The organism is Deltaproteobacteria bacterium (assembly GCA_028818775.1).
In the GTDB taxonomy this organism is placed as follows: domain Bacteria; phylum Desulfobacterota; class Binatia; order UBA9968; family JAJDTQ01; genus JAJDTQ01.
Map to the genome: position 1 here is coordinate 1 of JAPPNE010000031.1, position 2277 is coordinate 2277.

General features: G+C 67.7%; 2 protein-coding genes. Both read left to right on the forward strand.

Features of this window, described 5'->3' with window-relative positions; all coding sequences use genetic code 11:
- Window positions 1-141: 141 nt before the first annotated feature.
- A complete protein-coding gene (istA, locus tag OXU42_02330; GenBank protein ID MDE0028228.1) occupies window positions 142-1380 on the forward strand; it encodes an IS21 family transposase in 1239 nt (412 codons plus the stop codon).
- Window positions 1381-1412: 32 nt separating this feature from the next.
- Window positions 1413-2201, forward strand: coding sequence for an IS21-like element helper ATPase IstB (istB, locus tag OXU42_02335; protein MDE0028229.1), 789 nt, complete (start codon window positions 1413-1415; stop codon window positions 2199-2201).
- Window positions 2202-2277 lie beyond the last annotated feature (76 nt).

The following is a 2277-nucleotide window of genomic DNA, read 5'->3' on the forward strand; positions in this document are numbered from 1 at the left end:
TGTGAGGCGACATCCAAAACTGGGCCACTTGGCGACAGATAAAACTGGGCCACCCCCGTGGCTGGGGCGAGGAGGTGTGGGGTGAGTCGGGAGGTCTGTACTTCGGTTCTGACGCCGGAACGAGGCGTCGGGAGCGACGAGATGCGGACACCGGAAGATGTGCTGGAGATGCGGCGGCTCCACCGGCTGGGCTGGGGGACGCGACGGATCGCGGCCCGGTTGGGGTGTTCGCGGACGACGGTCCAGGTGTGGCTGCGGCGAGGTCGCTGGCGGAAGGCGGCTCGTCGTCGTCGGGACGGGGTGCTCACGGGCTTGGAGGAGTGGCTTCGAGACCGGCTGGTGCAGCACGAAGGGAACGCGGACGTGGTTCGCCAGGAGTTGGAGACGCTGGGGGTACGGGTGAGCTTGCGGACGGTGCAGCGCGCGGTGGAGCCGTTCCGTCGGGAGTTGCGAGCGGCAGTGGTGGCGACGACGCGCTTCGAGACGCCGCCGGGGTATCAGTTGCAGATCGACTTCGGCGGGCGCCAGGTCTGGATCGGCGAGGAGAAGCGGCGGGTGACGCTGTTCGTGGCGACGCTGGGGTGTTCGCGTCGGATGCATGTCCGGGTGTTCTTGGGGGAGCGGCAGCGGCACTGGTTCGAGGGGCTGGAGAGCACGTTCGAGGAGTTCGGTGGGGTTGTGGAGACGGTGTTGCTGGACAACGCCCGGGCGTTGGTGAAGAGCCATGACGCGGCGACGCGGGAAGTGGTGTTCCAGGACCGGTTCCTGGCCTTTGCGAAGCACTGGGGGTTCCGGCCGCAGGCCTGCGCGCCGTATCGGGCGCGGACGAAGGGGAAGGACGAGTCCGGGGTGGGTTACGTGAAGCGGAACGGGATCGCGGGACGTCGGTTCTCGTCGTTCGCGGAGCTCGAGGCGCATCTGGCCTGGTGGACCCGCGAGGTGGCGAACCGACGGGTTCATGGGACCACCGGCCGGGTTCCGATCGAGCACTTCGTCGAGGAGGAAGCCCAGCAGCTCCGGCCGCTCCCGACCTATGGGCGTTTCGAGCAGGTTCGGCAGTTGACGCGTCGGGTGACCACGGACTGTTCGGTGGTCGTGGACACGAACGCCTACTCGGTGCCGTGGCTGTTGATCGGGGAACGGGTGCGGGTCCTGGTGAGTGCTACCAAGGTCTGCATCCATCACGGCGCCTCGGAGGTGGCGGCGCATCCGCGGAGTCCGGGGCGTCGGCAGCGGCTCACCGACCCGGCGCACTTTGCGGGGGTGGCCGGCGCCGAGGGGCGTGCGGTCCGCAGGCCCCGGACCGTCGAGGAGTCGGGATCCGACAGCTTGGTGCGGCCCCTGGCGGAGTATGCGGAGATCGCAGGAGGCAGTTGGTGAGACGCGAAGACGGGCCGGATCCGCTGGTCCAGATGCTGACGCGCTTGCGCCTGAGCGCGATTCGGGACCAGTTGGACACCCTCTTGGATGAAGCCGCGCGCCGCGAGTTGAACCTGCGGGACGCGTTGCAGTTCCTGTGTGAACGCGAGATCGCCCGCAAGGACGAACGGCGGATCACCATGGGAATGAAGCTGGCGAAGTTCCCCGCGGTCCGGGAGTTGAGCGGGTTCGACTTCGGGGCACAGCCGTCGGTGAACGAGGAGCAGATCCGGGACCTGGCGACCGGCCGGTTCATCGCACACGGCGAATCGGTGCTCTTCCTCGGCCCTCCGGGTGTGGGCAAGACCCACCTGGCGGTGGCGGTCGGCCGCGGGGCGATCCTCGCGGGCTACACGGTGCTGTTCACCACCGCGGCGGCGCTGGTGGCCAACCTGGCCAAGGCCCATCTGACCGGTCGTCTCGAAGACCAGCTCATCCACTTCACCAAGCCGAAGCTGTTGATCGTGGACGAACTCGGATACCTCCCCCTCGAAGAGGATGCGGCCCACCTGTTCTTCCAGCTCGTCAACCGACGCTACGAGCGCGGCGGCTTCCTCGTGACCTCGAACCGCCCCGTAGCCGAGTGGGGCCGCGTCTTCGGAGACGCCGTCGTCGCCACCGCCATCCTCGATCGGATGCTCCACCACAGCCACGTGATCACCATCCGTGGCGAAAGCTACCGACTCCGAGAGAAGCGCCGCAGTGGTCTCTTCAACAGCTTCACCAGCCTACTCCCAGCCCCCGCCGCCGGCGCTCAACCCAACCCCGAGGAGGCAGCGTGACGCACACTCTGTACCCACAGGGGTGGCCCAGTTTTATCTGTCGCCAGCGGACCAGTTCCAGATGTCGCTTGACAGC